Source organism: Streptomyces virginiae, assembly GCF_000720455.1.
Taxonomy (GTDB): Bacteria; Actinomycetota; Actinomycetes; order Streptomycetales; family Streptomycetaceae; genus Streptomyces; species Streptomyces virginiae.
The window spans coordinates 1-3,976 of record NZ_JOAK01000073.1 but is presented as its reverse complement, the minus strand read 5'-3'; the positions used below and the strand labels follow the sequence as shown (position 1 = coordinate 3,976).

General features: G+C 74.3%; 4 protein-coding genes. 2 read left to right on the top strand and 2 right to left on the bottom strand.

Translation table 11 applies throughout. The features are described from left to right. Nucleotides 1-303: 303 nt before the first annotated feature. Together IG86_RS0137920 and IG86_RS0137915 are read right to left on the bottom strand one after the other, a co-directional pair. Entirely contained in the window at nt 304-1,143 is an 840-nt protein-coding gene (locus IG86_RS0137920; protein ID WP_030903083.1) for a siderophore-interacting protein, read from the bottom strand. A gap of 47 nt (nt 1,144-1,190) precedes the next feature. Beyond that, a complete protein-coding gene (locus IG86_RS0137915) occupies nt 1,191-2,096 on the bottom strand; it encodes a 5'-3' exonuclease (RefSeq protein ID WP_030833425.1) in 906 nt (301 codons plus the stop codon). Between the two features lie 313 nt (nt 2,097-2,409). Between IG86_RS0137915 and IG86_RS0137910 the strand changes: the two genes are divergently transcribed. After that, a complete protein-coding gene (locus IG86_RS0137910; protein WP_173429257.1) occupies nt 2,410-2,958 on the top strand; it encodes a helix-turn-helix domain-containing protein in 549 nt (182 codons plus the stop codon). A 4-nt stretch (nt 2,959-2,962) separates the two neighbouring features. Beyond that, on the top strand, nt 2,963-3,694 hold the full coding sequence (locus IG86_RS0137905; protein WP_030833433.1) for a helical backbone metal receptor: 732 nt from the start codon (nt 2,963-2,965) through the stop codon (nt 3,692-3,694). Nucleotides 3,695-3,976: the final 282 nt, after the last annotated feature.

The following is a 3,976-nucleotide window of genomic DNA, read 5'->3' as shown; positions in this document are numbered from 1 at the left end:
ACGGGCGTGCGGCGGGACAATGTCCCCATGCGTACGCTCCGCGCCCTCGGCGCGGCAGGGGCTGCCGCCCTCCTCACCGCCTCGGCGGCGACGGCGGCCCCGGCGGCCCCGCGCCCCCCCCCCCCGGCCCGGGGGCCGGCCCCCCCGCCCCCCCGCCGGGGGGCGCGCGCGGCCCGCCGGGCGGGCGCGCCGCCGCTGCGGGGGCGCCGCCCCTGGACCCCCGCGCCTCACACGCCGGCGGGGCTGGATGGGCGGGGGCTGGATGGGGCGGGGGAAACTGCCGACCACCCCGGAGGGGAAGGGTCAGGCGGCGGCGCGGTGTTCCTGTTCGGCTTCCACCGTCGCGTTCCAGTCGCGCTTGATCGCGCGCCAGCCCTCGTCCGTCTCGCCCAGGCGCCAGTAGCCCGAGATGGACAGGCGTTCGCGGGCGATGCCGCGCTCCAGGCGCAGGTGGCGGCGCAGGTCCTTGACGAAGCCGGCTTCGCCGTGGACGAAGGCGTGGACGTCCGTCGAGGGGAACTCCAGGGCCTGGACCGCCTCCACCAGGGCCTCGCCGACCGGGCGGTCGCCGCGGTGGAGCCAGACCGGTACGACGCCGTCCGGGGTGGCGACCTTCAGCTCGTCGGCCGGGCCGTCGATCTCCACGAGGGCGTGGACCTCCGCGCCCGCCGGCATCCGCTCCATCGCCGCGGCGATCGCCGGCAGCGCGCTCTCGTCACCCACCAGGAGGTGCCAGCCCGCCGCCGGGTCCGGGGCGTAGGCGCCGCCCGGGCCGAGGAACCGTACGAGATCGCCCGGCTGGGCCCGGGCCGCCCACGGGCCGGCCAGGCCCTCGTCGCCGTGGACGACGAAGTCGAGGGTCAGCTCCCGGTGCAGCGCGTCCCAGTTGCGCACGGTGTAGGCGCGCTGGCGCGGCCACTGCGCCCGCGGAAAGTCACCGCGGATGCGTTCCAGGTCCCACGGAGCCGGGTAAGTGACACCCTCGGGAGCGAAAAGGAGTTTCACGTAATGGTCGGTGTACTCGCCCGCGCCGAAGTCCGCCAGGCCCTCACCACCCAGCACGAGCCGCACCATGTGCGGCGAGAGCCGCTCGGTGCGTACGACAACGGCGGTGCCGACAGTGCGGCCGCGTCCTTCTGCCACGGTATCCCCTGACTCCCATGAAACTTAGCCTTACCTAAGTTAGCACCTCATGAGCGCAGGGCGCTGCTCAGGCGGGACACAGCACCACCCAATCCCCACCGATGGGCTAGTGCGTCAACCAGCTCGGGCTTCGCCGGGACCGCCGGAAGGGCCGCGTCGAACTGCGGAAGCGGGACGTCGGAGGCCACCTGGACCACCTTCGGAGCCACCGCCAGATAGGGCCGCGATTCGTCCAGCCGCTTGCGCTGAGCGGGCGTCAGCTTCGATTTCGGGTCGTCGATCGCCGCGATGATCCCGGCCAGGTCGCCGTACGCGTCGAGCAGCTTCGCCGCCGTCTTCTCACCGATCCCGGGAACCCCCGGCAGGCCGTCGCTCGGATCGCCGCGCAGCAGGGCGAGGTCCGCGTAACCGGGGCCGTCCACCCCGTACTTCTCCCGCAGCCACGCCTCGTCCGTCACCTGGAGCGTGCCCACGCCCTTGAGGGGGTACAGCACCCGCCGTCGGCGGGCGTCGTCCACGAGCTGGTACAGGTCCCGGTCGCCGGTGACGATGTCGACCGGCCCCGTCGCGCGGGCGGTGAGCGTCCCGATCACGTCGTCCGCCTCGTAGCCGGCGACGCCGACCCGGGCGATGCCGAAGGCGTCCAGGGCGGCCTCGATGATCGGCACCTGCGGGGCCAGCGTGTCCGGGGTCTCCTCCACGTCGGGACCCGTCTCGGTCTCGACCGCGACCCGGTGGGCCTTGTACGACGGGATCAGCTCCACCCGCCAGTGCGGCCGCCAGTCGGCGTCCATGCAGGCCACCAGGTCGTCCGGCCGGTGGTCCTGGACGAGCCGGCCGATGAAGTCGAGGAGCCCGCGCACGGCGTTGACCGGGGTGCCGTCGGGAGCCTTCACGGAGTCCGGCACGCCGAAGTAGGCGCGGTAGTAGAGGGAGGCGGTGTCCAGGAGCATCAGGCGTCGTGTCGTCACGGAGACGATGATGCCGCAACCGGCTGCGGGGGCGTTTCCGGCCGCCGGGGCGCCCCGGCGCGCGCCCGAACGCCCCCGGAGCGCCACTGACGGTGAGCGGCCGGGTACGGGAAGGTCGGTGCGGGCGAAACCGGAGGCGGTTGCTGCGTAAGGTGCTTACAGCACACCGATGTGCGACGGACATGGGGAGGGCAGCCCCGACATGAACGACAGGGACGGCACGGACGGCCTGAGCGGCAAGCTGAACGACGTGGACGACAAGGGCAAGGACAAGGACGGCAAGGAACCGCTGCGGGTGGGTGTCGCCGTGCGCAAGCGCCGCCGCGCGCTCCACCTGACGCTGGCCGCCGTGTCGGCGCGAAGCGGTCTGTCGGTGCCCTTCCTGAGCCAGATAGAGAACGAGCGGGCCCGGCCCAGCATGCGGTCCCTGGAGCGCGTCGCCGACGCCCTGGAGACCACCGCCGTCGAGCTGCTGGCCGCCTCCGACACCGCGCGCACGGTGGACCTCGTACGGGCCGGCGACGAGTCCGGGCTGACCCCGGTGCCGGGCGTACGGCCGCTCGTGCGCGGCCACCACCAGCTGCACGCACTGGAGTTCACCGGGGACCAGGACGCCGGGCGCGAGTACCAGCACCGCAACGACGAGCTGATGTACGTGGTCGAGGGGGCCTGCCAGGTGGAGGCCGAGGGGCGGGCGTACCGGCTGGAGAGCGGGGACGCGCTGTTCCTGTCCGGCGGCGTGCGACACCGCTGGCGGGCCGTCACCGAGGACACCCGGATCCTGGTGGTCGCCGTCGGCGACCACATCCACGCGACGTCCGAGCCGCCGTCGCCGGGGCGCTGAAAGGATGCGGCGGCGGGTCGTGTCGCTGGTGCCGTCGCTGACCGAGGCGGTGGCCGTGAGCGCGCCGGGGCTGCTGGTCGGGGTCACCGACTGGTGCACGCACCCCGGCGACCTCGGCGCGGCCGAGCGGATCGGCGGGACGAAGAACCCCGACGTGCGCAGGATCGCGGAACTCCGCCCCGACCTGGTGATCGCCAACGAGGAGGAGAACCGGGCACCGGACCTGGCCGCGCTGCGCGCGGCGGGAGTGGAGGTGCTCGTCACCGAGGTCCGCGACCTGCCGCAGGCGCTGCGGGAACTGGACCGGGTACTGGTGGGCGCGCTGGGGCTGGCGAGGCCGGCGTGGCTGGCGGACGCGGAGGCCGCGTGGGGCCGCGTGGCCCGAGCGGAGCGGGTGGAAGAACTCACGGCGTTCGTGCCGGTGTGGCGGCGGCCGTGGATGGTGCTCGGCCGGGACACCTTCGCGGGTGACCTGCTGGGCCGGCTCGGCATCCGCAACGTCTACGCCGGGCACGCGGAGCGGTATCCGAGGATCCCGGTGGAGGAGCTGGCCGCGGCCGGCTGCGATCTGGTGGTGCTGCCGGACGAGCCGTACGCCTTCACGGCGGACGACGGGCCGGAGGCCTTCCCCGGCCTGCGGGCGGCGCTCGTCAGCGGACGGCATCTGACCTGGTACGGGCCTTCTCTGGCGGAGGCGCCGGGGGTTTTGGCGGAGGCGGTTCGCTCCGCGGGCTGACGGGGCTCGGCTCCGGCTGGTGTTCTGGGGCTCTGCCGGGGCCCTGCGGTTCGGATGCGGCTGGGCCTCGGCTGGTGTTCTGGGGCTCTGCCGGGGCCCTGCGGTTCGGCTGCGGCTGGGCCTCGGCTGGTGTTCTGGGGCTCTGCCGGGGCCCTGCGGTTCGGCTGCGGCTGGGCCTCGGCTGGTGTTCTGGGGCTCTGCCCCAGGCCCCGCGCCTCAATCGCCGGCGGGGCTGGGTGGTGTGGGGCGGGGCCCCGCCGGAGTGTCTCCTCGGCTCGCGCG